The organism is Nonomuraea sp. NPDC003214 (genome assembly GCF_053590035.1).
The window spans coordinates 401,966-425,800 of sequence record NZ_JBSFSX010000002.1; the positions used below are offsets into that span (position 1 = coordinate 401,966).

Annotated in this window: 28 protein-coding genes; 17 read left to right on the top strand and 11 right to left on the bottom strand. The window is 71.2% G+C overall.

Annotated features, from left to right (window positions below):
* Nucleotides 1-72 precede the first annotated feature (72 nt).
* The 3 genes from ACWDXC_RS06805 to ACWDXC_RS06815 are packed head-to-tail and all read right to left on the bottom strand — an operon-like array spanning nt 73 to nt 2,658.
* Entirely contained in the window at nt 73-1,140 is a 1,068-nt protein-coding gene (locus tag ACWDXC_RS06805) for a hypothetical protein (protein ID WP_449978832.1), read from the bottom strand.
* A gap of 9 nt (nt 1,141-1,149) precedes the next feature.
* Nucleotides 1,150-1,776, bottom strand: a complete 627-nt coding sequence (locus ACWDXC_RS06810; RefSeq protein ID WP_449978834.1) for a hypothetical protein — start codon at nt 1,774-1,776, stop codon at nt 1,150-1,152.
* A gap of 60 nt (nt 1,777-1,836) precedes the next feature.
* Nucleotides 1,837-2,658, bottom strand: a complete 822-nt coding sequence (locus ACWDXC_RS06815) for an alpha/beta fold hydrolase (protein ID WP_449978836.1) — start codon at nt 2,656-2,658, stop codon at nt 1,837-1,839.
* A gap of 193 nt (nt 2,659-2,851) precedes the next feature.
* Between ACWDXC_RS06815 and ACWDXC_RS06820 the strand changes: the two genes are divergently transcribed.
* The 3 genes from ACWDXC_RS06820 to ACWDXC_RS06830 all read left to right on the top strand — a co-directional run bounded on the left by ACWDXC_RS06820 (nt 2,852) and on the right by ACWDXC_RS06830 (nt 5,568).
* The gene (locus ACWDXC_RS06820; protein WP_449978839.1) at nt 2,852-3,940 is read left to right on the top strand and encodes a sensor histidine kinase; all 1,089 of its coding nucleotides are present in this window, start codon (nt 2,852-2,854) and stop codon (nt 3,938-3,940) included.
* The gene (locus tag ACWDXC_RS06825; protein WP_364173940.1) at nt 3,937-4,599 is read left to right on the top strand and encodes a response regulator transcription factor; all 663 of its coding nucleotides are present in this window, start codon (nt 3,937-3,939) and stop codon (nt 4,597-4,599) included. The genes ACWDXC_RS06820 and ACWDXC_RS06825 overlap by 4 nt, the downstream gene beginning before the upstream one ends.
* A 177-nt stretch (nt 4,600-4,776) precedes the next feature.
* Nucleotides 4,777-5,568 (top strand): CPBP family glutamic-type intramembrane protease, encoded by a 792-nt coding sequence (locus ACWDXC_RS06830; protein WP_449978842.1) that lies wholly within the window; start codon nt 4,777-4,779, stop codon nt 5,566-5,568.
* Nucleotides 5,569-5,633: 65 nt separating this feature from the next.
* Here the strand turns inward: ACWDXC_RS06830 and ACWDXC_RS06835 are convergent, their stop codons facing one another.
* On the bottom strand, nt 5,634-5,960 hold the full coding sequence (locus ACWDXC_RS06835; protein WP_449978845.1) for a putative quinol monooxygenase: 327 nt from the start codon (nt 5,958-5,960) through the stop codon (nt 5,634-5,636).
* Nucleotides 5,961-6,107: 147 nt separating this feature from the next.
* Here ACWDXC_RS06835 and ACWDXC_RS06840 point away from each other — a divergent pair, with 147 nt between their 5' ends.
* The 4 genes from ACWDXC_RS06840 (at nt 6,108) to ACWDXC_RS06855 (ending at nt 9,053) form a co-directional block, all read left to right on the top strand.
* Nucleotides 6,108-6,698: a hypothetical protein gene (locus ACWDXC_RS06840; RefSeq protein ID WP_449978847.1), complete on the top strand. Its 591-nt coding sequence runs from the start codon at nt 6,108-6,110 to the stop codon at nt 6,696-6,698.
* Nucleotides 6,699-6,894: 196 nt separating this feature from the next.
* Nucleotides 6,895-7,929 carry a hypothetical protein gene (locus ACWDXC_RS06845; RefSeq protein ID WP_449978849.1) on the top strand — a complete coding sequence of 345 codons (1,035 nt, stop codon included), beginning with the start codon at nt 6,895-6,897 and terminating at the stop codon, nt 7,927-7,929.
* A 126-nt stretch (nt 7,930-8,055) separates the two neighbouring features.
* Nucleotides 8,056-8,319 (top strand): hypothetical protein, encoded by a 264-nt coding sequence (locus ACWDXC_RS06850; RefSeq protein WP_449978852.1) that lies wholly within the window; start codon nt 8,056-8,058, stop codon nt 8,317-8,319.
* Between the two features lie 92 nt (nt 8,320-8,411).
* Nucleotides 8,412-9,053: a gamma carbonic anhydrase family protein gene (locus tag ACWDXC_RS06855; protein WP_449978855.1), complete on the top strand. Its 642-nt coding sequence runs from the start codon at nt 8,412-8,414 to the stop codon at nt 9,051-9,053.
* A gap of 84 nt (nt 9,054-9,137) precedes the next feature.
* Here ACWDXC_RS06855 and ACWDXC_RS06860 read toward each other — a convergent pair whose 3' ends face one another.
* From ACWDXC_RS06860 to ACWDXC_RS06870, 3 genes are all read right to left on the bottom strand, one after another.
* Nucleotides 9,138-10,313 (bottom strand): serine hydrolase domain-containing protein, encoded by a 1,176-nt coding sequence (locus ACWDXC_RS06860; RefSeq protein ID WP_449978858.1) that lies wholly within the window; start codon nt 10,311-10,313, stop codon nt 9,138-9,140.
* Between the two features lie 190 nt (nt 10,314-10,503).
* Nucleotides 10,504-11,076 (bottom strand): DoxX family protein, encoded by a 573-nt coding sequence (locus ACWDXC_RS06865; protein ID WP_449978861.1) that lies wholly within the window; start codon nt 11,074-11,076, stop codon nt 10,504-10,506.
* 123 nt (nt 11,077-11,199) lie between these two features.
* Entirely contained in the window at nt 11,200-11,649 is a 450-nt protein-coding gene (locus tag ACWDXC_RS06870; RefSeq protein ID WP_449978864.1) for an iron chaperone, read from the bottom strand.
* A 236-nt stretch (nt 11,650-11,885) separates the two neighbouring features.
* Between ACWDXC_RS06870 and ACWDXC_RS06875 the strand changes: the two genes are divergently transcribed.
* Nucleotides 11,886-12,233 (top strand): hypothetical protein, encoded by a 348-nt coding sequence (locus ACWDXC_RS06875; RefSeq protein ID WP_449978866.1) that lies wholly within the window; start codon nt 11,886-11,888, stop codon nt 12,231-12,233.
* 35 nt (nt 12,234-12,268) lie between these two features.
* On the opposite strand, the gene ACWDXC_RS06880 is transcribed toward ACWDXC_RS06875, so the two are convergent.
* Entirely contained in the window at nt 12,269-12,829 is a 561-nt protein-coding gene (locus ACWDXC_RS06880; protein WP_449978869.1) for a GNAT family N-acetyltransferase, read from the bottom strand.
* A gap of 160 nt (nt 12,830-12,989) precedes the next feature.
* Here ACWDXC_RS06880 and ACWDXC_RS06885 point away from each other — a divergent pair, with 160 nt between their 5' ends.
* The 7 genes from ACWDXC_RS06885 (at nt 12,990) to ACWDXC_RS06915 (ending at nt 19,412) form a co-directional block, all read left to right on the top strand.
* Nucleotides 12,990-13,475: a GNAT family N-acetyltransferase gene (locus tag ACWDXC_RS06885; RefSeq protein ID WP_449978871.1), complete on the top strand. Its 486-nt coding sequence runs from the start codon at nt 12,990-12,992 to the stop codon at nt 13,473-13,475.
* Nucleotides 13,476-13,566: 91 nt separating this feature from the next.
* Nucleotides 13,567-14,358: a CPBP family intramembrane glutamic endopeptidase gene (locus ACWDXC_RS06890; RefSeq protein ID WP_449978874.1), complete on the top strand. Its 792-nt coding sequence runs from the start codon at nt 13,567-13,569 to the stop codon at nt 14,356-14,358.
* Nucleotides 14,355-15,611: a sensor histidine kinase gene (locus ACWDXC_RS06895; RefSeq protein ID WP_449978877.1), complete on the top strand. Its 1,257-nt coding sequence runs from the start codon at nt 14,355-14,357 to the stop codon at nt 15,609-15,611. The genes ACWDXC_RS06890 and ACWDXC_RS06895 overlap by 4 nt, the downstream gene beginning before the upstream one ends.
* Entirely contained in the window at nt 15,575-16,219 is a 645-nt protein-coding gene (locus ACWDXC_RS06900; protein WP_449978879.1) for a response regulator transcription factor, read from the top strand. The genes ACWDXC_RS06895 and ACWDXC_RS06900 overlap by 37 nt, the downstream gene beginning before the upstream one ends.
* A gap of 187 nt (nt 16,220-16,406) precedes the next feature.
* Entirely contained in the window at nt 16,407-17,546 is a 1,140-nt protein-coding gene (locus ACWDXC_RS06905) for a DUF418 domain-containing protein (protein ID WP_449978881.1), read from the top strand.
* 13 nt (nt 17,547-17,559) lie between these two features.
* Nucleotides 17,560-18,786, top strand: coding sequence for a sensor histidine kinase (locus ACWDXC_RS06910; RefSeq protein ID WP_449978884.1), 1,227 nt, complete (start codon nt 17,560-17,562; stop codon nt 18,784-18,786).
* On the top strand, nt 18,783-19,412 hold the full coding sequence (locus tag ACWDXC_RS06915; protein WP_219502864.1) for a response regulator: 630 nt from the start codon (nt 18,783-18,785) through the stop codon (nt 19,410-19,412). Before ACWDXC_RS06910 ends, ACWDXC_RS06915 begins: the two co-directional genes overlap by 4 nt.
* Here the strand turns inward: ACWDXC_RS06915 and ACWDXC_RS06920 are convergent.
* From ACWDXC_RS06920 to ACWDXC_RS06930, 3 genes are all read right to left on the bottom strand, one after another.
* Nucleotides 19,409-20,530: an oxidoreductase gene (locus ACWDXC_RS06920; protein WP_449978887.1), complete on the bottom strand. Its 1,122-nt coding sequence runs from the start codon at nt 20,528-20,530 to the stop codon at nt 19,409-19,411. The two genes, ACWDXC_RS06915 and ACWDXC_RS06920, sit on opposite strands and share 4 nt — an antisense overlap.
* Nucleotides 20,531-20,577: 47 nt before the next feature.
* Complete coding sequence (locus ACWDXC_RS06925; protein ID WP_449978889.1) at nt 20,578-20,970, bottom strand: RidA family protein; 393 nt, start codon at nt 20,968-20,970, stop codon at nt 20,578-20,580.
* Nucleotides 20,971-21,052: 82 nt separating this feature from the next.
* Complete coding sequence (locus tag ACWDXC_RS06930; RefSeq protein WP_449978891.1) at nt 21,053-21,577, bottom strand: EF-hand domain-containing protein; 525 nt, start codon at nt 21,575-21,577, stop codon at nt 21,053-21,055.
* A gap of 305 nt (nt 21,578-21,882) precedes the next feature.
* Here ACWDXC_RS06930 and ACWDXC_RS06935 point away from each other — a divergent pair, with 305 nt between their 5' ends.
* Both ACWDXC_RS06935 and ACWDXC_RS06940 read left to right on the top strand, forming a co-directional pair.
* Nucleotides 21,883-22,089, top strand: coding sequence for a cold-shock protein (locus tag ACWDXC_RS06935; protein ID WP_449978894.1), 207 nt, complete (start codon nt 21,883-21,885; stop codon nt 22,087-22,089).
* A 275-nt stretch (nt 22,090-22,364) separates the two neighbouring features.
* Complete coding sequence (locus ACWDXC_RS06940; RefSeq protein ID WP_449978896.1) at nt 22,365-23,798, top strand: DEAD/DEAH box helicase; 1,434 nt, start codon at nt 22,365-22,367, stop codon at nt 23,796-23,798.
* Nucleotides 23,799-23,835: the final 37 nt, after the last annotated feature.

Consider the following 23,835-nt stretch of genomic DNA (forward strand, 5'->3'; position numbering starts at 1 on the left):
GGCTCCGGACCGCCGGGTTCGACCTGCCCGGCGACCCCGCCGTGCCGGCGCCTGCCTTCCGCATCGTCCCCGTCAGCGGCGGCGTGGCGTGTAGGGCGCCAGAGCGGCGGTGTCCACGTCCGCGTCGGGCCAGCGGCGGCGCAGGGCCTCCGCCAGGTGCAGGCACAGGCCCGCCAGGTACGGCAGAGCACGATGCTCCCGGGCAGCGGAAGCGGCGGCCTCCAGGGAGGTGACGAGCTGGGCCCGGCTGTCGTCACCGGCCGGGCGCTCGTCCAGCCGGTGACGGCGCGACAGGCGGGCAAGCGCGAACGCCACGCACGCCGCCGCCAAGGCCGTCCCATAGAGCCGATCGTCCTCGGCCTGCGGCACCCCGGCCGCCAGAGCACGCCGGTAGACGTCGCCCGCCTGCGGCAGCGTCGCGGAGCCGCCGACCCACATCCAGGCCGGACCCGGGACATACAGGCATACGGCGTCGTGCAGGGCATGGGTGAACCCGGCGAACTCGAAGTCGATCAAGCGCGCGTCGGCCGGACCGTCCGTACGGACCAGGACGTTGTTGGTCTCCGGATCGCCGTTGCTGAGTGCCAGGAACGGCCCGGGATCGGCCAGCACGTCCAGCGCGCGAGCCAGTTCGCGCTCCACGGCCCCGGTGAGAGGCACGCCCAGCGCCTCGGCATGGGAGGAACTCTCCCTGCGCAGCCGGGTGATGTGCCCGAGCCGGTCGGCCTCGGGATCGACCGGCCCCAGGAGGTGTCGCCTGCGGTAGTACAGCTCGGCGTGTCCGGCGGTGACCGCGCCCAGCTCGCCACGGGCCCGGGCGAATGCCTCCAGGCGCGGGGCATGTGCGACGACGCCGTCTCGCCGCAGGAGTCCGTCCAGCGCGACGCGCGGCGCCAGATCCTGAAGGATGACACGTTCGGTGCGAAGATCCTCCGCCAGGACGCGTGGCGCCAGGTCAACGCTGAGATCGTCTGCCAGAAACCGCAGCGCGGCCACCTCTGTGCGCAGCCGCCAGGCGTCGGTGTGCCTGCCGTCGACATGAGGACCAGCCCACTTGACGATCACGGACTCGCCGCGGTCGGTGCGGGCACGAGCGACTCGCCACGGCTCCAGCCTGGTCCACTCCACCAAGTTGAGCACCGGGACAGCCTAGGCCCGTCGTCGTACGCGCAGGACGTGGGCGATGACGAGGCCGGCAGCCACAGCGGCCGCCGTCCACACGACCCACTGCCCGATGTTCGTGAGCACATCGTTCCTGCCCGGTGGCAGCACGGCCATCTGGACGGCCGCGCCGACCGGCACGGTCAGCCGGGCGAGCATGCCGATCACTCCCGGCTGCCCGGCGCAGGCTCCGACGGCGCCGAGCACCGGGCCGAACAAGGCGCTCGCCACCCACCAGTAGACCGTGTCGTGGGCGTAGGAGCCGGATGGGACGTCGTGGACGATCGTGTCGGTGATGTAGTAGGCAGCGGTGGCGGCGAGCAGGGCCACCACGCCGGCGACGGCGCCTCGCGCCAGGCGGCGGCCCGTTGGGGCGCCCCCACGAGCGGCCCGCCATCCCGCCAGCACCCCCAGTCCCGCCCACGCCCAGCCGGCGTCCAGCAGGAGGCTGACGATCTCCATGATCGACCACCCTCGGGCGGTGGCCTCGGCGCTTTCCAGATCCAGGGTCAGCGTGGCCGCGGCGTTGGCCAGCGAGGTGGCGGCACCGAATACCGCGCCGACGGCCAAGGCGCTCAGCAGGGCGATGAAGCTGGGCCGCGGGACGGTGGTCATGGGCGGCTTTCTACCAGATCTGGTGGCCGGCCCACAGAGCCGAACTCAAGTGCGGAGGTCTCACCTCCCGGCCGGCGGCCTCGTCGCCGTGAAGCTCAGCAGCAGTTCGCCGACCGTCTCGGGCGCTTCCAGCATGGGCAGGTGCCCGACGCCTGGCAGCAGCTCGACCCGGGCGCCCGGCACCGCGTCGTACCGGTGCGCCGACGACGGCTCCCAGCGGGGGTCGGCGGCGCCGAAGATCACCTGTACGGGGACGTCGAGGGCGGCCAGCCGCTCGGGCACGCTCCGTTCGGCGATGTAGGCGGTGTTCTGGCGCAGCACCGTCCGCATCACGCGGTAGGTGATGCCCGCGACGTCGGCGACCACGTCGTCCGGGAGGTCCACCGGGCGGACGGCCGTCGCGCCGATCCCCTTGCGGATCATCGCGTCCGAACGCCTCGGCCAGATGAGCGGGCCGAACGGCGGGGCCAGCAGCACCCGGAGAACGAACGGCTGCCGGAGGAGCGCATCCGGGCTCGGGCCGCTGCTGATCAGCGATAGCGAACCGACGAGGTCGGGACGCTGCTCGGCGAGCGCGGTGGCGACGTAGCCGCCGCTGGAGTGCCCGGCCACGGCGACGTGACGGAGCCCGAGGCGGTCGAGCAGCGCCGCCACCTGACCCGCCTGCGCGGGCACGTCATACGACGGCGCGGGCGGGGACTGGCCGCAACCCGGCAGGTCCACCCGGATGACGTGATGGTGGCCGGCCAGCGCCGGGACCACCGGACCCCAGAAACCGCCTGAGGCCCCCGACCCGTGGATGAGCAGCAACGGCGGCGCCTGCCGCGGGCCGTCATGGACCACGTGCATGCCATGCGGGTGCTCAATGTCGTATTCACTCATGGGGAGACTGTGCACGGGCGGCCGGCCGCCAGGATTGGACAAATGTTCCCGCGGAGCCGACAAGGCCGGGCAGCCGTCACCATCACCACCGGCCGAGCAGGGCCGTGCCCGATCGCACGCTCGCTATCCTGTGGCACGTCGAACCAGGACCACGAACCATTGGGAGGCGACGACCTTGGCCGTGGTGGCACACGTGGTCATCGCTCTCCTGTCCGTGCTCACCTTGGTGGCCGTCCGGTTGCTCGGCGCGGACCTCTGGCAGCTCCTGGTCCTGGCAGTCGCCGCCGTACTCCTTCACGCGGGTGCGCTGACAGCCGCCAGGCGGCCGTGGACCGGGTACGCGCTCGCCGCGCTCGGCATGCTCGTCCTGGCCACGACGCCTTCCCTGAGCTGGTCACCCGTCATGCTGCCCTCGGCCGTGTGCTTCCCGCTCATGTTGTGGCTGCTGACCGCCCGGGTCCCGTTCAGGTCCTCGGTGGCCGCGCTGGCCGTCGCCGTGCTCGGGATCGTCCTCACCGAGCTGGTGGCGTGGGCCCGGCTGCCCGCTGACCTCCCGGCCCGTCTGGGCGAGGGCGGGCTGCTGGTGCTCGTGGTCGGCGGCGTGTGGCTCGCGGCCCTGCTGGTACGCCGCAGGCACGAGGCCGGCCGCAGAGCCGAGAGCGAACGGCTGGCCGCGGCCGTCGCCGACGAACGGGCCGGCATCCGCCGCGACCTGCACGACGTGATCGCCCACACGGTCACCGTCATGGTCGCGCGGATCGAGGCCGCGGCGGTGACGACGGCGGATCCGGCGACCCGCCGCGAACTCGGCGACATCGCCGAGACCGGCAGGGACGCCCACCAGGGGCTGCGAGCGATGCTGGCCACCCTGGGCCCGCGCGCCGATGCCCGGCCGATCTCGCTCGACGCCCTCCCCGACCTGGTGGCCTCGGCGGCCAGCCCGCTCCACGCGGTGACGTTCGACGAGGTGGGCGCGCGGCGGCCGTTGAGCCTGAGCGCCGAGGTCGCGGTGGTCCGTACCGTGCAAGAGGGCATCACCAACGCGCTGCGCCACCTCGTACCACCGGTGGAGGTGACCGTTCGCCTGCACTGGACCCCGGCCGAAGTGGAGGTGGAGGTGCGCGACGACGGCGGCAAGGCGCTTCGCGGCGCCGGCGGCCAGGGGGCCGGCCTGATGGGGATCGAGGAACGCGTGCGTACCGCGGGCGGCACCCTGTCGATCGACGACGGGGACGACGGATGGGTCCTGCGGGCGCGGCTCCCCACGAAGCAGGCGGCATGAACGCGATCCGTGTCATGCTCGTCGACGATCAGGAGTTGCTGCGGGCCTCCCTCCGCACGGTGCTGTCGGCCGACGAGCGCATCGAGGTCACCCACGACGTCGCGAACGGCGGCGACGCCGTCGAGGTCGTCCGGCGGCACCGCCTCGACGTGGTCCTGATGGACATCCGCATGCCGCGCATGGACGGGGTCGCCGCTACGAAGGAGATCGTCAGGATCGCGCCGGCGACCCGGGTGCTCATGCTGACGACGTTCGATGACGACGAGCTGGTCGTGGCCGCCGTCCGGGCCGGCGCGAGCGGCTACCTGACCAAGGACGTCCGCCCCGCCGCCCTGGCCCAGGCCGTGTGCGACGTCGCCTCCGGCACGTCGGCGCTGGCTCCGGGAGTGGCCGCGACGATCCTCGATCTCGTACGGCACGTGCCGGTACGGCGGACGGCGGCACTGGACGGCCTCACCCCACGCGAGGTCGAGATCTTCGGCCTGCTCGCCCGCGGCAGATCCAACGGCGAGATCTGCGCGGAGCTGACGCTGAGCGAGAACACGGTGAAGTCCCACGTCCGGGCCGTCCTGCAGAAGCTGGGCCTGCGCGACCGCGTGCACGCGGTGATCCACGCGTACGAGAACGGGCTCGTGGGCCGCAACGATCTGCCCGGCTGAGACCCCATCCCGCCGGGTGGTGCCGTCTCACCCCGCGGGGTGATGTCCGCAGGTGACACCCCGGCCTAGGTTCGACGCCGTGTCCTTCCCATCCCTGGTGACCCCTGCGAACGGCACCGGCCATGCCGGCGTGCGCACAAGAGCGCCGCACGCTCGCCCGCACGAAACGAGATCATCATGACCGCGTCCCCCACGCGCTCCCGTTCTGCCGGATCGGCGATTTCCGATGTCACCTGGTTCTTCGCGATCGCCGTCCTGCTGTGCTTCGCCCTGTCCGTTCCGATGGTCTTCCGGCTCGTCCCGGCGGACGCCAACAACCTGATCACTCCGATCCTGCAACTGACCCCGCTGCTCGCAGCGATCATCATGTGGCTCGCCCGGCGGCCCGGAACGTTCCGGGAGACGTTCGCCACCAGCCGGCGCGGCACACCCAAGTGGGCCGGCATCGGAATCCTCCTCATCGCCGCGATCGCCGCGATGCAGACCGCCATCGCCCTGGCATCGGGGATCTGGCAGCTCAACCCGCTTGACCAGATCCTCGCGGCGACCATGTGGGTCGTCCCGGTCTTCCTCATGCAGTCGGTCTTCGCCATCGGCGAGGAGTTCGGCTGGCGCGGCTGGCTGGCGACCCGCGCCGCCTCATGGGGATTCTGGCCGCTGGCCCTTGTCAGCGGTCTGGTCTGGATCGTCTGGCACCTGCCGGTCCTCGCCGTCATCGGCGATCGGCCGACCTGGGACGTCGTCATCTACTTCGCGGGCATGCTGCCGTGGGCGCCGCTGTTGCTCGCGCTCCGCCGGCGATCGGGGAGCGTCTGGCCCGCGGTCCTGACGCACGGCGCGATCAACAGCGTCCGGGTGTACGTGCTGCAGTCCGTTCCCAGCGCGACGGATCACCTGCTCATCGAGGTGATCGGCTGGGCGCTCACTCTCGCCGCCGCCGCATGGCTGATGCGCCCGAGCGCCGCATGACCTGCGCCTGCCGGAGCCCGAGATGCCTGCCGTTCCTCCGCCGGCCGCGACTCTGCGCAGCATCGTCAGGAAGGTGCGGCACCCATCGAGGCCAGACCCGCGCCTCCCAGCAGATCCAGCTCAATCGTTTCGGCCGAGTGAACGAGTTGCAGTGCGGCGGAAGCCTCCTGGCTGCCCGCCACCTGCCTGAGAGCGGCCTCGAGGTCGGCCTTGCTGCGCCAGAGCTCGGTCACCCAGATCGTGTCGGGAGCGTCAGCCTGCCGGTTGACCAGGTAAAGCTCGCATCCGGGCTCGTTCTCCAACTCGCCTGCGGCGCTCAGCAAGAGCTCACTCAGCTCCTGGCTTCGCCCGGCCTGAGCCACGAACTTCCCGTATCGCGCAACTCTGTCCATGCTGATCGAGGTTATCGGGCGAGCCAGTCATGCGTCTGAATCGGACACGCCTCCGAAATCCGCGAAAGATCCGAAGCGCCACAGCAAGAGCATGGGATGGCTTGCGTGCAAATGGATGGAGAACATGTCCGCCTTACGATCACGTCCATGGCTGAGATCGTGCGCACAGAACGAGCGGAGAGGGTGTTCGTCTCTTACCACACGCTCATGGTGGGTGACCGCGACTCCGAAAGAGGACATCCAGACCATGCAGTCGACCAGCTGGCCTCCAGCCGGCCAGGAATCGCAGTGATCTGGACAGGGGTGCACACGGGGTTTCTCGACGTGACGATCGAGCTCGCGACCGGACCTTCTCCCATGCCCCAGCCCGACGCGTGGGAGGACGGCACGGAGGTCGACCTCATCACGTTGACCGGTGAGACGGTGCTGTGCGGGTTGATGGGTGAGCCTCCTTCACAGTTTCCCAACCTCACTCCGCAAGGACCAGGCCGCTATCGCATGAGGGTCCACACGAACGGCAGAAGCGTCAACAACAAGGCCTATACACAGATCTGCCCAGAGGCGTACCTGATCACCATCTGGCCTGTCGACGCCGGTCCTGATGCCACCGCGAGGTACCGGAAGATGGCGGACAACGAACCGCTGAACAAGTCCGACCGAATGCGGGCATGGGCCAGAGAACAAGCATTGAAGGAACCGGGCAGGCCGGCTCGCCGTGTCAAGCGCCACCCGGCGTAGGTAGTCGCTATCGCCATTGCATTCGCCCGTGACGTCATCGCAGGGGCCCCGCACCTTCGCCTTCGCGAAACGGCCCGGATGTGCCGGCGCCGCTGCCCGCGGGGCATGGCCGTGGTTTCGAAGACATATCCGGTGCGGACCGAATACGGTGACCCCTTGACGATCGCCCCGCTCGCAAGCCTCCCGGAGACTTCTCATGCGTACCGCAGCGGCAATCCTCTCCTTCGTGCTCGCCATCACCATCCTGCCCGCCCAGCCGGCCACCGCTGCGGTGTCCGCCTCGCGCCTGCCGGGCGGCAAGACCACCTTCGTCGTCTCACAGGGACATCTGAAGGCCGCCTCCCAGCAGAACTGGGTACGCCTGGGCAACTATCGCTTCGCCGCGAACGGCACGGTGAAGGCCGCCATGTACCTGTGGTGGCAGCGGCATCCCAAGGCCAGGCAGCGCACCGGCACCGTTCCCGATCCGAGCTGCACCACCAAGAAGGGCGGTGTCGCATCACGGCCCCGCGGCTGCGAGGTGCTCACCGCCGGAGGGTTCACCGGCGCCCCCGGGGAGAGCCGTACCGGGACGTACACCGTGGCGGGCGGCGTGCTCACCATCCGGTGGAAGATCGCCCAGACCTGGACGGAGCAGTGGTACGTACGGTCCTCACCTGACGGCAAGCTGGCCCGTCTGGACCTCAAGCGGAGCACGCTGGCAACGCACGGATACGGCTACGGCAGCAATGCCGCGTTCAGCACCCGGCGCGCGATGAGTTCGGTCAAGGCGTTCCCCCGCTCGCTCAGGCAGGACCTGACGAGCTGGGCGGGCGGCAAGCTTGTCGCCTCAGGCAATCAGCCGTTCGGCCACTCCGCCTTCCGCGCCTGCGCCTCGACCACCTCGTGCCTGACCTACCTGCAGCCGTCCTCGCGTGGCGCGTGCCAGAAGTCGGGCGGCTGCCCCAAGTACGGCGGCGGGACCCGCTCCAACATCAGCTCCATCCAGTACTACCTCACGACGATCTCCAAGTCCGACCGCCGCGACACGCTGTGGCACTGGTGCACCTGTCTGGCGATGGAGCGCGGTGAGTTCTGCTACACCGGCAACTCCCACGTCAAACCGCTCATGCAGATCATCGACGACACGGGAGCCTTCCGCGGCTGGGTCGGCGCGGAAGCCTCCTTCTCGACCGGCGGCTCCCGGGCGGCGGACATGCTGGCGGTGCTGCGCATCTCCGACTTCCGCTGACAACTCGTCTTCGCCGCGCCAGGCGGTGTGAGTGGATGAGCAGGACGTGGCCGGCGAGCGGTACGCCCGCCCGGTCCGGAGCATGTGGGCTTCGCCTGTTCTGCCGTAGGCAACGGCTTAGGGCTCATGATCCGGCCATCCGTGGTGGCGGCCTGCCTGTTCGTCCCGCTCACCGCCTGCACCTCAGCCTCGGCTCCACCCTCCGCCGCTGCCCCGGCATCCGCGTCCGCCTCCGTGCTGCCGTCGCCGACGGCCGTGGACAGCGAACGCGATGCGGTCGCGTTGCTGGGGATCGGCCCGACGGCGGCCGATTGGCCCCTCAACAGGACCATGTACTGCCTGGCCATATCCGTGGACGGGGAGAAGACCACAGGCAGGGTCGTCAAGTAGGCGGGTGACCGGTGCCGCGTCAGCTAACCTCGGCGAACGCGATGTCTGAAATCCGCCAGCATGCGCGCGGGCGGTTCGGCGAGGATCCGCTCGTGATCGCTGAAGCACGGGGAATCCGCATCCGGCACCGCGGGCATGAGCCGCAGGTCGATCCCACCGCGTACGTCGCTCCGACGGCCACGCTCGTCGGTGATGTCCGCGTGGGGCCGAGGGCGCGGGTGATGTACGGTGCGGTGCTCGATGCCGAGGGGGCTCGGATCGAGGTCGGCGAGGCGGCGGTGATCTGCGAGAACGCGGTGCTGCGCGGGTCCGCGGTCGCCGGTGATCAGCCGGTGCTGGTCGGCGACCACGTCTTCGTGGGGCCGCACGTCACGCTGCTGGGCTGCGAGGTCGGCAGGTGCGCCTACGTGGCGACCGCGGCGACGGTCCTGCAGTGCGCACGGTTGGGGGCCGGCTCGGTGGTCGCCGTCGGCGCGCTCGTCCATGCGCGCACCGTTCTGCCGGACGAGTACTTCGTGCCGCCGCACACCGTGGCGCTTGACGCGCCGGTACGGCTGCTGGCCCCTGGCGATCCGGGCCTGGCCGACGCCGTCAGGCGGGTGGGCTTCGCGCAGGTGGCGTTCGGCGTCGACGCGGAGTGGACCGACCGGATCAGCCGGTACGAGCACATCGCGGAGGTGCGGGTCGCCGAGTTCGGCGCGCACGCGGACGACGAGGTGCTGAATCCCGGCTAGCGTTCCCCGGATGAGCCGGACCGGCACCAGGTGACCGGAGTCCTCGCTCGGCGTAACAGTTCACTTCTGGTGCCGAACCGCAGGTCAGGGCCGTCGGAGCTGCGCGGTTGCGGCGCCGGCCGGCAGCCGGTACGGCTCGCCGCAGAAGTAGCGGTTGAGCGCGTCGATGGCGCCCAGCAGCATGCGCACCGCCCCTGGATCGTTGCGCTGCACGTTGACCGACAGCGTCATCCGGCGTTCGCCCGTGGCGTCGGCGAAACTGAGCGTCTCGTAGCCGGGGATGGAGCCGGTCGCGCCCCACATCTCGCCACAGCTGAGACCGATCGACTCCAGCCCGAGCCCGTACCGGGGGAAGACCGGAGCCTGGGGCGTGGTGACGCCGGTGCGCATCTGGGTCAGCATCCCCTGGCTGAGCAGCCGGCCGCCGAACAGCGCCTGGTAGAAGCGGTTCAGGTCGCGGGCGTCCGACACCACTCCGTACGCCGCCCAGGCGAAGGACGGGTTCAGCCGGGTGATGGGCCGCAGTGATCCAGGACGGCTGGGGTCGGCGCCGGTCGGCAGGTGGTAGCCGGTGGCGTGCGGGCCGCGGATGCCGTCCCAGCGTGTGGGCAGGTAGGAGCGCGTCATCCGGGCCGGGCGGAAGATCCTGCGGTCGAGTTCGGCGCTCAGCTCGTGGCCCGTGACCTTCTCGACGAGCAGCCCGAGCAGGATGTAGCCGGTGTTGGAGTAGGCGAAGCGGCCCCGTTCGGGCCGGGGCAGCCGTTCGGCCTCGTCGATGAGCTGCTGCGGGGTATAGGTGCGCTTGCTGTACTGCTCGGGGTCGTCGAACTCGGCGGCCTGGTCGTAGGTGGCCAGGCCGCCGGTGTGGTTCAGCAACTGCCGCACGGTGATCTGGTCGCCGTCGTCGATCCGGCCGGGCAGGCGTCTGCCGATCGGCTCGTCCAGATCCAGCCTGCCTTCTTGCGCCAGTTGCAGGACGACCACCGCCAGCATGCTCTTGGTCACGCTGGCGACGCGGAACCGCCCCTCGCGCGGCACCGGCTCGCGGGTGTCCAGGTCGGCGGTCCCGCTCGTGCCGATCCAGGTTCCGCGCTCGTCATCGATGCGGACCAGGACCCCGGGCGCGCCGCCGGCCACGGTCGCGTCGAGGGCCTGTTGCAGGCCGGCCGGCTCCTCGTGCCTCGGCTGCGCGCTCGCCGGGGCGGGTGACAACAGGGCCGCGGTGACGAGCGCGGCGACCGCGGTGCGTATACCGGTCATGAGTGGCATGAGTCTTTCCGTGGGGATCGTGGGAATGATCTCCATCCTGGCGGCAGGGGTCGCCGTCCTCGTCCACACTCGTGACGATCTTCCGTTGCGACCGCGGTCGCACCCGTGGTGCCACTTCCGGCTGATCCGTCACCGATCGGCTCTGGCCCGCGAACCTGGAGGACCTGTGCGGTACGGGGGGTCAGAACTGTGCGTTGGTCATCGTGTACCACGTCGGAGCGAAGGCCAGCAGGGTGAGTATGCTGAGGACCGCGACCGACTTGAGCAGATCTGGGGTGGTGAGGGCGGAAGGGGCGACAGGCCGATGCTTCCCTCGTCCAACCGCGATCAACGCCGTGGCCGCTCCCAGCAAGAGATTCGCGGGCACCAGCGCGTATTCGCCGCGCACGACGTGGAAGACGGCCGCGAGGAACATCGTGAGCGTGAGGCCGATCGCGGCGAGCGGCGTCAGCTTCGGCCTGACTCTCGTCATCGTCGGCAGGATCAGGCCGACGCCGCCCAGTACCTCGCAGACCCCGATGAAGACGATCAGAGGCTGCGGCACCGCCGCGTACCACGCGACGGCGCGAGGCGCTGCCTCGTACAAAGCTCCGTCGTACAGCAGCACTTTGCCGAAACCGCTTCCGGCGAAGAAGAAGCCGAACAGCACCTGGAGGGACCAAAGTCCGCCGTTGAGCGTGAACCTCATTCCGCGTCCTGTGGGCTTGGCCTGGTCTTCGGCGCCAAGCAGGTTCGCGCCGACGTGCTGATTCATGTCCTGTCACTACCTCGTTTGTCGGTTCTAGCGGGGGAAATCCTGGTGGTTCTGCGGGTACGAGACGGCCGTACTCCGCCTATGTCGTGGACGATCTCAGGTGCGGGGGGCGCCTGGCGCGGGTCAGCTCACCGCGTGCTTCACGAGCGCGGCGATCTGGGCCTCGACCTGGGCCGTCACCGCGGTCAGGGCGAATCCGACCGGCCACATCGTGCCGTCGTCCAGGTTCGCCCGGTCGCTGAACCCGAGCGTGGCGTAGCGCGTCCTGAACTTGGCCGCGCTCTGGAAATGGCAGACGATCTTGCCGTCCAGCGCGTACGCGGGCATCCCGTACCAGAGCTTCGGCGCGAGCTCGGGGGCGCCGGCCGTGATGACGGCATGGACGCGTTCGGCCATGACGCGATCCGGCTCCTGCATTTCGGCGATCTTCGCGAGTACGTCGTCCCGGTCCTGCGCGGCCTTGTCGGCGCGGGAGGCACGGCGCGCCGCCTTCTTCTGGTCCTGGGCGTGCTCTTTCATCGCGGCCCGTTCCTCGGCCGTGAATCCCTGGTACGTGGTTCCGTCGTTGCTCATGGCGAGTTTCTTTCTTGAGAACGCTGATCCGGGTCCCGTGGTGGCCCGGCGAGGCCGTCGCCGGAAAAGGGGACGTCCATCGCTTGCTTCGAGGATCAAGTACGGTCAGGCCCCGGAACAACGAGGAATGCCGGAAGATCACCTTCAGCGGGAGTGAACAGCCCAGCTCAGGGCGTGGAACCGCGTGACATCGTGATCTTCATAAGTCCTGCACATACGTGTGTGAAGATGCTCGCATGGGACGAACGATCACCAACAGCCCGGGCTTACGCTGGGCGGCGATACTCCTGGCCGGCGTGCTTCTCCTCGTGGGGCTCTTCTGGCTCAAGCCCGGCCAGGACGATCGGTTCGCTGACGCGGCTCCGCAGATGGAGGCCGTCGCCCGCGCGCTGGGCAAGGACGAGGTGCTGGGGCGCCGGACCATCGGCGGCCTGACCTTCGACGCGATCTACTGGGACGGCGACGTGGTCGTCTTCTCCCTCAGCGGCGCCCACCGCGCATACATGTGGAGTCCTGACAGGAGGCCGGGCGACACCTTGCGCATGTGGGGCCCGTGGTACACGCACCTGAGCGACCCCCACTGACCTTCGTCGGCCTGTCTGAGCCCGGCCGTCCCGCGTCACTCCTCGTCGTGCCCGTCCCACTCCGGTCGCAGGATCGAGTGGACCACCGAGTCGCGCCAGCCGCCGGCCAGCTTCAGGTGCCCGCGGATGGTGCCTTCCTCGACCATCCCCTCCTGGGCCATGACCCGGGCCGACCGCTCGTTGACGGGGGAGCGGGCGCCCCAGATCCGGTGCAGGCCCAGATGCTCGAAGCCCAGCCGCAGCAGGAGCTGGATGCCGTGGCCGCCGAGCCCGCGCCCCCACTGGTCCGCGCGGAACGCGAACCCGATCTGGCCGCTGGACTGGAGCGGGTGGCCGATGTCGACGGCCAGCCGCAGATGGGCGACCAGCTCCCCGCCCGGAAGGACGCCGGCGAGGGAGTACTCGGTGCGCTCCGGCCGGCGGGCGGCCTTCATCGCGCGGTCGACGATGCCGGCGACCTGGTCGCGGTCGCGAGGCTCGAACGACATGTGCTCGGCCACCAGCGGGTCGCCGTAGATGGCGAGCAGCGGGTCGACGTCGCCGGGCTCGAACTCGCGCATTCCCAGCCGGGGGGCGGAGAGCTTCACCGGGAACATGCGCCCTCACCCGGCCCGGCGAAGCCGCGCCCGGCCTGACCGTCGCCGCCAGTGGCCGTCCGTCCGCTGTCCGTCGCCCACGATCTCGCCACCTTCCCTGTCACGGGCAGATCTCCCGGCCGTACGCCTTCCGCGTGTTCGTGCGAGCGATACTACGACGGTGAACGACATCGTTGTACGAGCCGCCGAACCGGACGAGGCGGACGCGCTCACCGCGCTCACCCGGCGTTCCAAGGCGTACTGGGGTTACCCGCAGGCGATGCTCGACGGCTGGGCGGAGGTGCTGTCGATAAGCTCCGCCACCATTCGTGCCGACCGGGTCGTCGTCGCGGAACGGGACGGTGCGCCGGCAGGCTACTACCACCTCGCCGGCGAGCCCCCGCACGGCGAGCTCGCGGATCTCTTCATCGAGCCGGAGGCCATCGGCACCGGGCTGGGCCGCACACTCTGGGAGCACGCCGTCGACTCCGCGCGCGGCGCCGGCTTCCAGACCCTCACCCTTGAGTCCGACCCGCACGCCGAAACGTTCTACCTGCGGATGGGGGCCGAGCGCGTCGGGGAACGAGAGGTCGCCCCCGGCCGGTGGCTGCCCGTCATGAGGGTCACCGTGGGGTCCGGGGCGGGAGTTCCCAGCAGCGCACTCTGACGACGATCCCGGCGGGGGTGCACCTGGATCCACCCCCGTCAGGCTGTCAGGTGCAGTGATCGCAGCGCGGCCGGACGGAATCGTCGGTCCCATGCTGAAGACACAGACACCGACGACCTCTCGCGTCCTGGCGCCCGTGGGGGTGCCCGTGGGGGTGTTCGTCGCCGTCGCCTTCGTGGCGTCCGGCCTGCTGGGCGCGGCGCAGGCTTTCACGCCGATCCCCGCCGAGGTGATCCAGCTGACCCAGTTCGGGCCGGCCCTCGCGGTCGCGGCCGTCGCCCTGTGGTGGCCGAGCCTCACCCGGCGGGCCCTGTCCGGCGCGGTGAGCCAGGAGGCCGGCGGGGTGGGCCGTCACGGGCTGCTGCTGCTCGCCACGGCTCCGCTGATCGTCGCGCTCTGCGTCGGCGGGTACGGCCTGCTCACCGGCGACGCCGGGTTCACCGGGCCGGGGACGCTGGGCAGCCCGTTCGCGCTGATCGTGGTCGCGCAGCTGGTGGGCGCGTGCGGCGAGGAGATCGGCTGGCGCTGCCTGCTGCAACCGCTGCTGCGCCGCCGGTTCGGCCCGCTGACGGCGTCGATCGCGGTGGGGGTGCTGTGGGGGGTGTGGCATGTGCCGGTTTTCGGCAGGCCGCCGGCGCACGCGGCGGCGTTCCTGCTGGCGACGGTGTCGATGTCGATCGTGATGGGGCTGGCGCTGGAGCGGGTGCGCTCGCACCGGCTGCTGCTGACCGGCGGCTTCCACACGCTGATCAACCTCGGCCTGCTGCTGTTCATGGACGAGGAGAGCGGAGCGGTCGCGCCGATGGCGCTGTTCGGCACGTCGTGCGCGCTGGCGGCGCTGCTGTGGGTGTGGAACGCGCCCGTTAGAATCCACGACCGATGAGAGTGAAGGGGGCGCTGGCCGCTGTGGGGCGCTGCCAGCTGGCGGGACTGCTCGCGGTGGCGGTGTCCGCGGTCGGGTCGCTCGTCGTCCTGGCCCTCCTGCTCCTCCCCGTGGGCGCCGGTTTCCGGCTGCTCGTCCCTGCCGCGACGGCGCTGCGGCGCCTGTCGGACCGTTCGCGCGCCCGCGCCGCCCGGTGGACGGGGGTACGGATCAGCCCGCCCGGGCCGCTCGCCGGTGACCCCTCGTGGAGCAGGCGCAGGAGAGCGGGCGCGATCCTCGCCGACGAGGGCTTCTGGCGGGATCTGGCCTGGGCCTGGCTGGAGCCGTGGGCCGGGGGAGTCCTCGTCGCGATCCCGCTCATGTTCCTCTGGTACGGCGCGTTCGGCACGCTGGTGCAGCCCTTCGTGTGGCGGCACCTCGGCGACGGCAACTGGTACGCGTTCGTCCCGGTCCACAGCACGCCGACCATGCTGGCGGCCCTCGCGCTGGGCGTGGGCTTCCTGCTCGCCGGGGTCGTGATGGCGCCGCGGATCCTGAGCCTGCACGGCCGCTGGACCCGGCTCCTGCTGTCCGTGCCGCGCCGTACGGAGCTGACCAGGCGGATCGCCCACCTGACCGACACCCGGGCGCAGGCGCTCGACGTGCAGGCGGCCGAGCTGAGGCGCATCGAACGCGATCTGCACGACGGAGCCCAGGCCAGGCTGGTCGCGCTCGGCATGACCCTGGACAGCGCCACCCGGGTCCTGGACAGCGACCCGGCGGCCGCCCGCAGGCTGCTGGCCGAGGTGGGCGAGACGACCGCGCGGGCGCTGGAGGACCTGCGCACCCTCGTGCACGGCATCAACCCGCCGGTTCTCGCCGACCGGGGTCTCGGCGACGCCGTGAGGTCGCTCGCGCTCGACAGCTTCCTCGACGTCCACGTCGACGTACGGCTGGCGGGCCGCCCGCCCGCGCCGGTCGAGTCGGCCGCCTACTTCGCGGTCGGCGAGACCCTCGCCAACGCGGCCAAGCACGCCGGCGCGCGGGAGGTCGGCATCGTCCTCGACCACGACGGGCGGACGCTGCGCGTCAGCGTCACCGACGACGGCCGCGGCGGCGCCGACCCGGCGAAGGGAACCGGGCTGCGCGGCCTCCAGCGGCGGCTGGAGACGTTCGACGGCGTTCTCACCCTGCACAGCCCGCCAGGCGGGCCGACCACTGCGACCATGGAGATTCCGTGCGTGTTGTCCTCGCCGAAGACCTCTTCCTGCTGAGGGACGGGCTGACCAGGACCCTGCGCGAACACGGCTGCGAGGTGGTGGCCTCGGTCGACAACGGGCCGTCGCTGCTGCGCGCGCTGCTCCAGGACGAGCCGGACGTCGCCGTCGTCGACGTCCGGCTGCCGCCCACCTACACCGACGAGGGGCTGCGGGCCGCGATCGAGGCCCGCAGCCGCCGTCCTGGACTGCCGATCCTGGTGCTCTCCCAGTACGTCGACCAGCTGTACGCCAACGAGCTGCTGGCGGCCGGTGACGGCGGCGTCGGCTACCTGCTCAAGGACCGGGTCACCAACACCGAGCAGTTCGTCGACGCCGTCCGCCGGGTCGCGGCGGGCGGCACGGTGATGGACCCGCAGGTCATCGCCAAGCTGCTGTCCCGCAGCCAGGCCCGCGGGATGATCGGCAGCTTGACGCCGCGTGAGCTGGACGTGCTCGAGATGATGGCCGAGGGCAGGTCCAACGTCGCCATCGCGGCGGCCCTGCACTTCAGCGAGAGCGCGGTCGCCAAACACACCGCGAGCATCTTCGGCAAGCTGCGGATCGCCCCCTCGACGGACGACAACCGCCGCGTCCTGGCCGTCCTGGCCTACCTCAAGCGCTGACGGCCCCGCGCTGCGTGTGCGGGCAGCGCGCCGCCTCCCGGGGCGAGCTGCCCCCGCAGGCATCCTCCGAACGGAGGATGCCGGGCATCGCCCGTTCGCCGCCGGATCGCGCCCCGCCGCACGATTCGCCGGCCCCGCCCCCGGACCCACACTCGGGTGCGAGATCCGGTGACGAAGGGGAGGCGACGTGGTCGCGGTCGAACGGTTGAGCCCGGTGGGGCAGGGGGCGCGGCAACTCGCCCCCGATCTGGCCAGGGGAATCATGCTGGCGCTGATCGCGGTGGCCAACTCGGCCATCTACCTGTACGGGCGCCCGTACGGCATCAGGCAGCACATCGTCGAGCACGGCTGGCTCGACCGGCTGGCCTCGGCGGTGAGCATGACGGTCGTGGACGCGCGGGCCTACCCGATGTTCGCGGCCCTGTTCGGCTACGGCATGGTGCAGATCTGGAACCGGCGCCGCGACGACGCCGAAGGGCGGCGCGTGCTCAGGCGGCGCAGCTGGTGGCTGCTGGCGTTCGGCGCGGTCCACGCGACGCTGCTGTTCTCCGGGGACGTGCTCGGTGTGTACGGGCTGGTCGGCCTGGTCCTGGTCCGGTTGCTACGGGTGCGTGACCGGACCCTGCTCGTCCTGGCCGCCTGCTGGCTGGTTCCGGTGGCGCTGGCGTCGGCTCTGGTCTTCAGCACGCCGGACGGCGCGGCGGAGCGGTCGTACTTCTGGTCGTTCGCCGTCGAGGACCCGCTGACGGCGCTGGCGCTGCGGCCGGTCGAGTGGGTGACGGGCCCCCTCGGCATGCTGGGGGTGGGCACCGCGGCCCTGGTCGGCGTGTGGGCGGGGCGCCGCGCGCTGCTGTCCTCGCCGGACCGGCTGCGGCGGGCGGCGCTGTGGGGTCCGTTGGCCGGCGCGGCCGGCGGGCTGCCGGTGGGGCTGATCGCCGCGGGGGTCCTGACCGTGCACGATCCGGTGGTGGTCATGGCGCTGAACGCGGTGCACGTGGTGACGGGGATCGCGGGCGGGCTGGGGTACGCGGCGCTGATCGGCGTACTGGCCGACCGCGTCGGGCGGCGGCGAGGGCTCGTCGTGACCGCGCTCGCGGCCTGCGGTCAGCGCTCGCTGACGTGCTATCTACTACAGTCGGTGGGGTTCGTGGCGCTTCTGTCCCCCTATGCGGGTGGGCTCGGCGGATGGCTGGGATCGGCCGCCACGGTGGCGCTGGCGCTGCTCGTCTGGGCGGGCACCGTGGTGGCGGCCGAGGTGATGCGCCGGGCCGGGGCGCGCGGGCCCGCCGAGGTGCTGCTGCGCCGCCTGGCCTACCCCCGCAGGTGAGAGCGAGGTCTGGGTGGTGCGGGTACGCGACTGGGACCGGCGCTGGCACGCCGTGCCGCTGGCCGTGCTGGCCGTGGCGACGCTGATCGCCGTGGCCGACTCCGCGGCCCCGCCCTCCGCCCGCGCCGTCACCGTGGCGCTGGCCGTGGCCGCCGGGCTGTGGCACGGCTGGATGGTGATGGCCCATCCGCAATGGCCGGAGCGGGCGCTGGCGCCGATGGCGGTGTACTTCGCGGGACTGCTGGCGCTCTCGTGGGTGCTGTCGACGCGGCATCCGGCGTACGCGCTGCTGGTCGTCGCCTGTTTCCCGATGGCGTTCGTGGCCCTGCCCGGCCGCTACGCCTACCTCGGCGTGGCCGCGGGCGGGCTGCTGGTGCTGGGCGACCCGTTCGCGCTGTCCTGGCCGGTGGACGTCTGGCCCAGGGTGCCGGGGGTGCTGGCGTCGGTGGCGCTGGCGGCGTTCATCGGCTGGATCATCCGCGCGATGGAGGCCGAGGTGGGACGGCGGCGCTCGGCGAACCGGGCGCTGGAGGAGGCCAACGCGCGCCTGGCGCGGCTCGCCGAGGAGAACGCCGCACTCCAGGGCGAGCTGCTGGCCGCCGCCCGCCAGACCGGCGTCGCCGGCGAGCGCGGCAGGCTGGCCCGCGAGATCCACGACACCGTCGCCCAGGGACTCGCGGGCATCGTCACCCAGCTCGAAGCCGCCGACGAGGTCGCCTCCGACCCCGACGCGGTGCGCCGCCGCCTGGCCATCGCCCGGGCCCTGGCCAGGGAGAGCGCGAGGGAGGTCCGCCGCTCCCTCGACGACCTGAGGCCCGGCCCGCTGGCGGCCTCCCGGCTGCCGGAGGCGCTGTCGGCGCTGGTGTCCGGCTGGGGCGAGACGCACGAGGCGCCCGCGACGCTCACCGTCACCGGAACCGCCCGGCTGCTGCACCCCGAGGTCGAGGTGACGCTGTTCCGGGCGGTGCAGGAGGCTCTGGCGAACGTGGCCCGCCACGCCAGGGCGGGCAAGACCGTGGTCACCCTGTCGTACATGGAGGATGTGGTCGTGGCTGACATCAGGGACGACGGGGTCGGATTCACCCCGTCGCAGACCGGCGGCTTCGGGCTGACCGCGATGCGCCAGCGGGTGAGCCGGCTGGCGGGCGAGGTCGAGGTGGAGTCGGCGCCCGGCCGGGGCACCGCGGTGAGCGTGAGCGTGCCGGCCATCCCGGCGGCCGGCGAACGGGAGGCGCCGTGACGGTGCGGCTGGTGATCGTCGACGACCATCCCGTGGTACGCGACGGCCTGCGCGGCATGTTCGTCGAGCAGGCCGACCTGGAGATCGTCGGCGAGGCCGGTGACGGCGAGGAAGGGCTGGCGGTGGCCGTAAGGGAACAGCCCGACGTCGTGCTGACCGACCTGCGGATGCCGGGCCTGGGCGGGGCGGAGTTCATCGGGCTGCTGACCGCGCGGGTGCCGTCGGCCCGGGTGCTGGTGCTGACCACGTACGACGGGGACGACGACGTACTGCCGGCCGTGGCGGCCGGCGCGATCGGCTTCCTGCTGAAGGACTCGCCCCGCGAGGAGGTCTTCCGCGCCGTCCGCGCGGCCGCCGTGGGGGAGACGGTCCTGACGCCCGCCGTGGCGGCCCGCGTCCTGCGGCGCGTGCGCGAGCCCGCGCCCCGGGCGGCCGAGCTGAGCGAGCGCGAGCACACCGTGCTGCGGCTGGTGGCGCGCGGCGCGACGAACAAGGAGGCGGCCGCCGCGCTGTTCATCAGCGAGACCACGGTCAAGACCCACCTGGCGCACATCTACACCAAACTGGGCGTCTCCGACCGGGCCGCCGCCGTCGCCACCGCCTACACGCGCGGCCTGCTGCCCTAGGCGCGAACGCGCGGGCCCTGGAGCCGCTGTCGCGCGTTGCTCAGCGTCGCCACGGGCTCCAGCATGCGACGGTCGTACGCCTCCAGCGGCAGGCCCCGCGACAGGCGATGGGGAAGATCGGGGTTGGCCAGCGCGCCCCGGCCGACGGACAGCAGGTCGGCATGGCCGTCGGACAGGACCTGGGCCGCCTGCGCGAGATCGTGCATGCCGCCGTTGGCGATGACCGGAAGGCCGCTCACCTGGCGAGCCAGGCTCGTGATCGTGACGCCGCCGTCCAGCCGGGCCGTCTCGATCCAGTCGCGTCCCTCGCTGGCGATGTGCAGGTACGTGGCGCCCGCCTCCGCCAGCGCGGCGAAGATGATCCGCGCGTCGGCCGCGCCGCCGTCCCAGCGGTGGCCGAAGTCGTTGACCTTGCCCTGCGACAGCCGTACGCCGACGCAGAAGCCGGCGCCGAGCTCGGCCCGGACCGCGGCCACCGCCTCGGCCGTCAGCCGGACCCGGTTCGCGACCGGGCCGCCGTAGGAGTCGGCGCGCCGGTTGGTGTAATCGGTGAGGAACTGGTCCAGCAGGTAGCCGTTGGCTCCGTGAAGTTCGACCCCGTCGAAGCCGGCATCCCGGGCCCGGACGGCCGAGGCCACGAAGCCGCCGATCGCCGCCTCGATGTCGGCCCCGGTCATCTCCCGGGGCGTGGGCCAGCGTCCGGACCCGCCGTACTCGGGCAGCATCTCCCCACGCGGCCGCACGGCGGACGGCCCGGCCGTGCCGGCGCGGTACGGGTTGCCCTGCGACAGCGCGCCGGCGTGCATGAGCTGGAGCACGACACGGCTCCCGGCGGCCCGCACTCTGCCGGTGATGTCCTGCCAGGCCGCAACGTGCCGGGCGGAGACGATGCCCGGCTGGTTGAGGTAACCCTGGCTGTGGACGGTGTCGGTATAGGTGCCTTCCGTGATCACCAGCCCGAAGCCGCCCGCCGCGTACCGCTCGTAGTATTCGGCCATCTCCAGGGTCGGCGTGCCGTCGGGGTCGGCGGACACCCGGGTCATCGGCGCGACGGCGAGCCGGTTGGGCAGGTCGAGACCGCCGACCCGGACGGGCAGCAGCGCGTGGTGGTTCGTCATGGAGGTACTCCCTTGATGGGTCGGAGGTCTGTTGCGGATCGGCGGCGTCAGCGTGCGGTCGCCACGGCGGTCGCGTCGACCTCGATCTGCCAGTCGGCCTGGGCGAGGCGGGAGATCTGGATCAGGGTGTCGGCGGGGTAGGGCTCGGTGAAGAACTCTTTGCGCAGTTTGATGATGGTGTCGAGGTTGGGTTCGAGGTCGGTGACGAGGATGGTGACCTTGACGGCGTCGGCGAGGCTGGATCCGGCTTCTTTGAGGACGTGGTCGAGGTTGGTGAAGGCCTGTCGGGCCTGGGTTTCGAAGTCGTGGCTGACGGTGACGCCGTTGTCGTCGAAGCCGGCTTGGCCGGAGGCGTAGACGAGGTCGCCGACTTTGATGGCTTGTGAGATGGCGTAGGGCTCGTACCAGTCGGGGGTGGTGCTGATGCGTTCGCGCTTCATGACATCTCCTTGCATGTACGTACATGTTTTGTCCGTGCAAGAAGATGTTGCATGTACATGTATGTACTTGTCAAGCCGGCGCTCAGGCGACGGGAGGCGTGCCGAAGACGTGGGTGCCCGGCGCCGCAGGGTCGTCGCCCGCCCAGAACTCGCCCCAGTGGAGGATGAACTCCGTCCGGGAGACGGCGCCGTCACCGTCGGCGTCGAGGCGGGCGAACGCGGCCGTGGTGTCGGTGGGGCCGCCGTTCCACGCCTCGATCATGCGCCGGTACTCGGCCGGTGAGATCCGGCCGTCGCCGTCCTCGTCGATGGCGTCGAACATGGCCTCGGCGGTGGCGTCCACGGCGCCCGGCATCTCGCCCAGCACGTCCACGACGGTGAGCACGTCGTCGAGCGTGACCGATTCGGGGTCACGGGAGCGCGCGGCGAGCGTCCCCCACCAGCCGCGCATGACCGCGGTGAGGCGCTCCGCGTCGCCCGCCCTGCGGATGGCCGCCCAGCGGCGTGCCAGGTCGTCGAAGTCGCTCTCGCGCAGTGCGCCGTCGCCGTCGGTGTCCATCGCGCTGAACACGAGCTGGACCTTGCCCCGCTGGAATGTGCTCGCCATGCCCCGATGGTCCCCAGCGTCACGACTGGCAACTACTGTCGATATGGTGCCCTCCTTTCGCCGGACCGTGACAGTAGTGTCACTGTGGGTTACGAACCAGGATGTTGTGCAGCACGGCCACATGTGTGGTAACTTGGGGTCAGTTGCAGTTGTGGTACCCATGAAAACTTGTGTGCACCTGACGGTATGTAGCCTCAGGTGCATTTTTGTTTGCCGGTCATCTCCGGGTGTGTGGTCCTATCGCGGCGACGCGAAATCCGTCCGTTGCGGATTTCGGCTTTGCACCCCATCAAAAGGAGATCAACATGGCTTCCGGCACCGTGAAGTGGTTCAACGCGGAAAAGGGCTTCGGCTTCATCGAGCAGGACGGCGGCGGCGCCGACGTCTTCGCGCACTACTCCAACATCGTCTCCCAGGGCGGTTACCGCGAGCTGCACGAGGGCCAGAAGGTCGCCTTCGACATCACGCAGGGCCAGAAGGGCCCGCAGGCCGAGAACATCGTTTCCGCCTGACACCGACACACCACGTAGCTGGGGCCCGCGCTGTACGGCGCGGGCCCCAGCTACGTTGCTCCGGGGCATCCGGTCCTGCCCGGTCATAAGCCGGCTCCAGCCCCGACCGGCATCGCAGCCGCCGTTCTACGGCGCATGCCGACCATTTCGACGCACCAGGCCAGGCGGCTTCCCGCCGGCCCGGCTCGTCTTTCTTCGGCTCGTGCTCGCCATTCTTGTGCCGCCCGTCGCGCCTGAGAATCACTTGACACGTGCCGCATCGAGGAAGGTTCTGCGTGAACCACGCAACTCGCAAGCACGACCGCTTCTCCTCCACCCGCACGGGCGGCTCCGCCGGCTCCGGCAGAGGCAGCCGATCCGGCTCGTCGGCTCCGGGCCGTTCCGGCAACCCCCGGCGGTCCGGTGGCCACGGACGGCGTCCCGCCGCGCTTCAGGGCGAGTTCGCCCTGCCGGTCACCGTCACCCCCGCCCTGCCCGCGGCCGCGACGTTCGCCGAGCTGAACATGCCGCCCGCGCTGATGAAGACGCTCACCGGCCTGGGCATGAACGAGCCGTTCCCGATCCAGTCGGCCACGCTGCCGAACTCCCTGGCCGGCCGGGACGTCCTCGGCCGGGGACGCACCGGATCGGGCAAGACGCTCGCCTTCGGCCTGGCGCTGCTCGTCCGCACCGCCGGGCAGCGTGCCGAATCGCGCCGGCCGCTGGCCATGATCCTCGTGCCCACCCGCGAACTGGCCCAGCAGGTCACCGACGCGCTCACCCCGTACGCCCAGTCATTGAAGCTGCGGCTGGCGACCGTCGTCGGCGGCATGTCGATCAGCCGGCAGGCCAAGGCGCTGCGCGACGGCGCCGAGGTCGTCGTCGCGACCCCCGGACGGCTCAGGGACCTCATCGAGCGCGGCGACTGCCGCCTGGATCAGGTCGAGATCACCGTGCTGGACGAGGCTGACCAGATGGCCGACATGGGGTTCATGCCGCAGATCACCCACCTGCTCGACCAGGTGCGCCCCGGGGGCCAGCGGATGCTGTTCTCCGCCACGCTGGACCGCAACGTCGACCTGCTGGTACGCCGCTACCTGGCCGACCCGGTGGTCCACTCGGTCGACCCCTCGGCGGGCGCGGTCACCACGATGGAGCACCACGTGCTGCACGTCCACGACGCCGACAAGCACGCCACCACCGTGGAGATCGCCGCGCGCGACGGCAAGGTGATCATGTTCCTGGACACCAAGCACGCCGTGGACCGGCTCACCCAGGACCTGCTGAACAGCGGCGTCCGCGCCGCCGCGCTGCACGGGGGCAAGTCCCAGCCCCAGCGCACCCGCACCCTCGCCCAGTTCAAGACCGGGCACGTCACGGTGCTGGTGGCGACCAACGTCGCGGCCCGCGGCATCCACGTCGACAACCTCGACCTCGTCGTCAACGTCGACCCTCCGAGCGACCACAAGGACTACCTGCACCGCGGCGGACGCACCGCCCGCGCCGGGGAGTCCGGCAGCGTCGTCACCCTCGTCCTGCCGAACCAGCGCCGTGACATGTCCCGCCTGATGGCCGCCGCCGGCATCGTCCCGCAGACCAGCCAGGTCCGCTCGGGCGAGAGCGAGCTCCGGCGCATCACCGGCGCCCAGGCGCCCTCGGGGATCCCCGTGACCATCACCGCCCCGGCGGCCGGCCGCCGTACGGGCCGGAACGGCCGCCGCTTCAGGTAGCGACGGCTGCCCGCCCACGACCGTGACCATGCGGTGG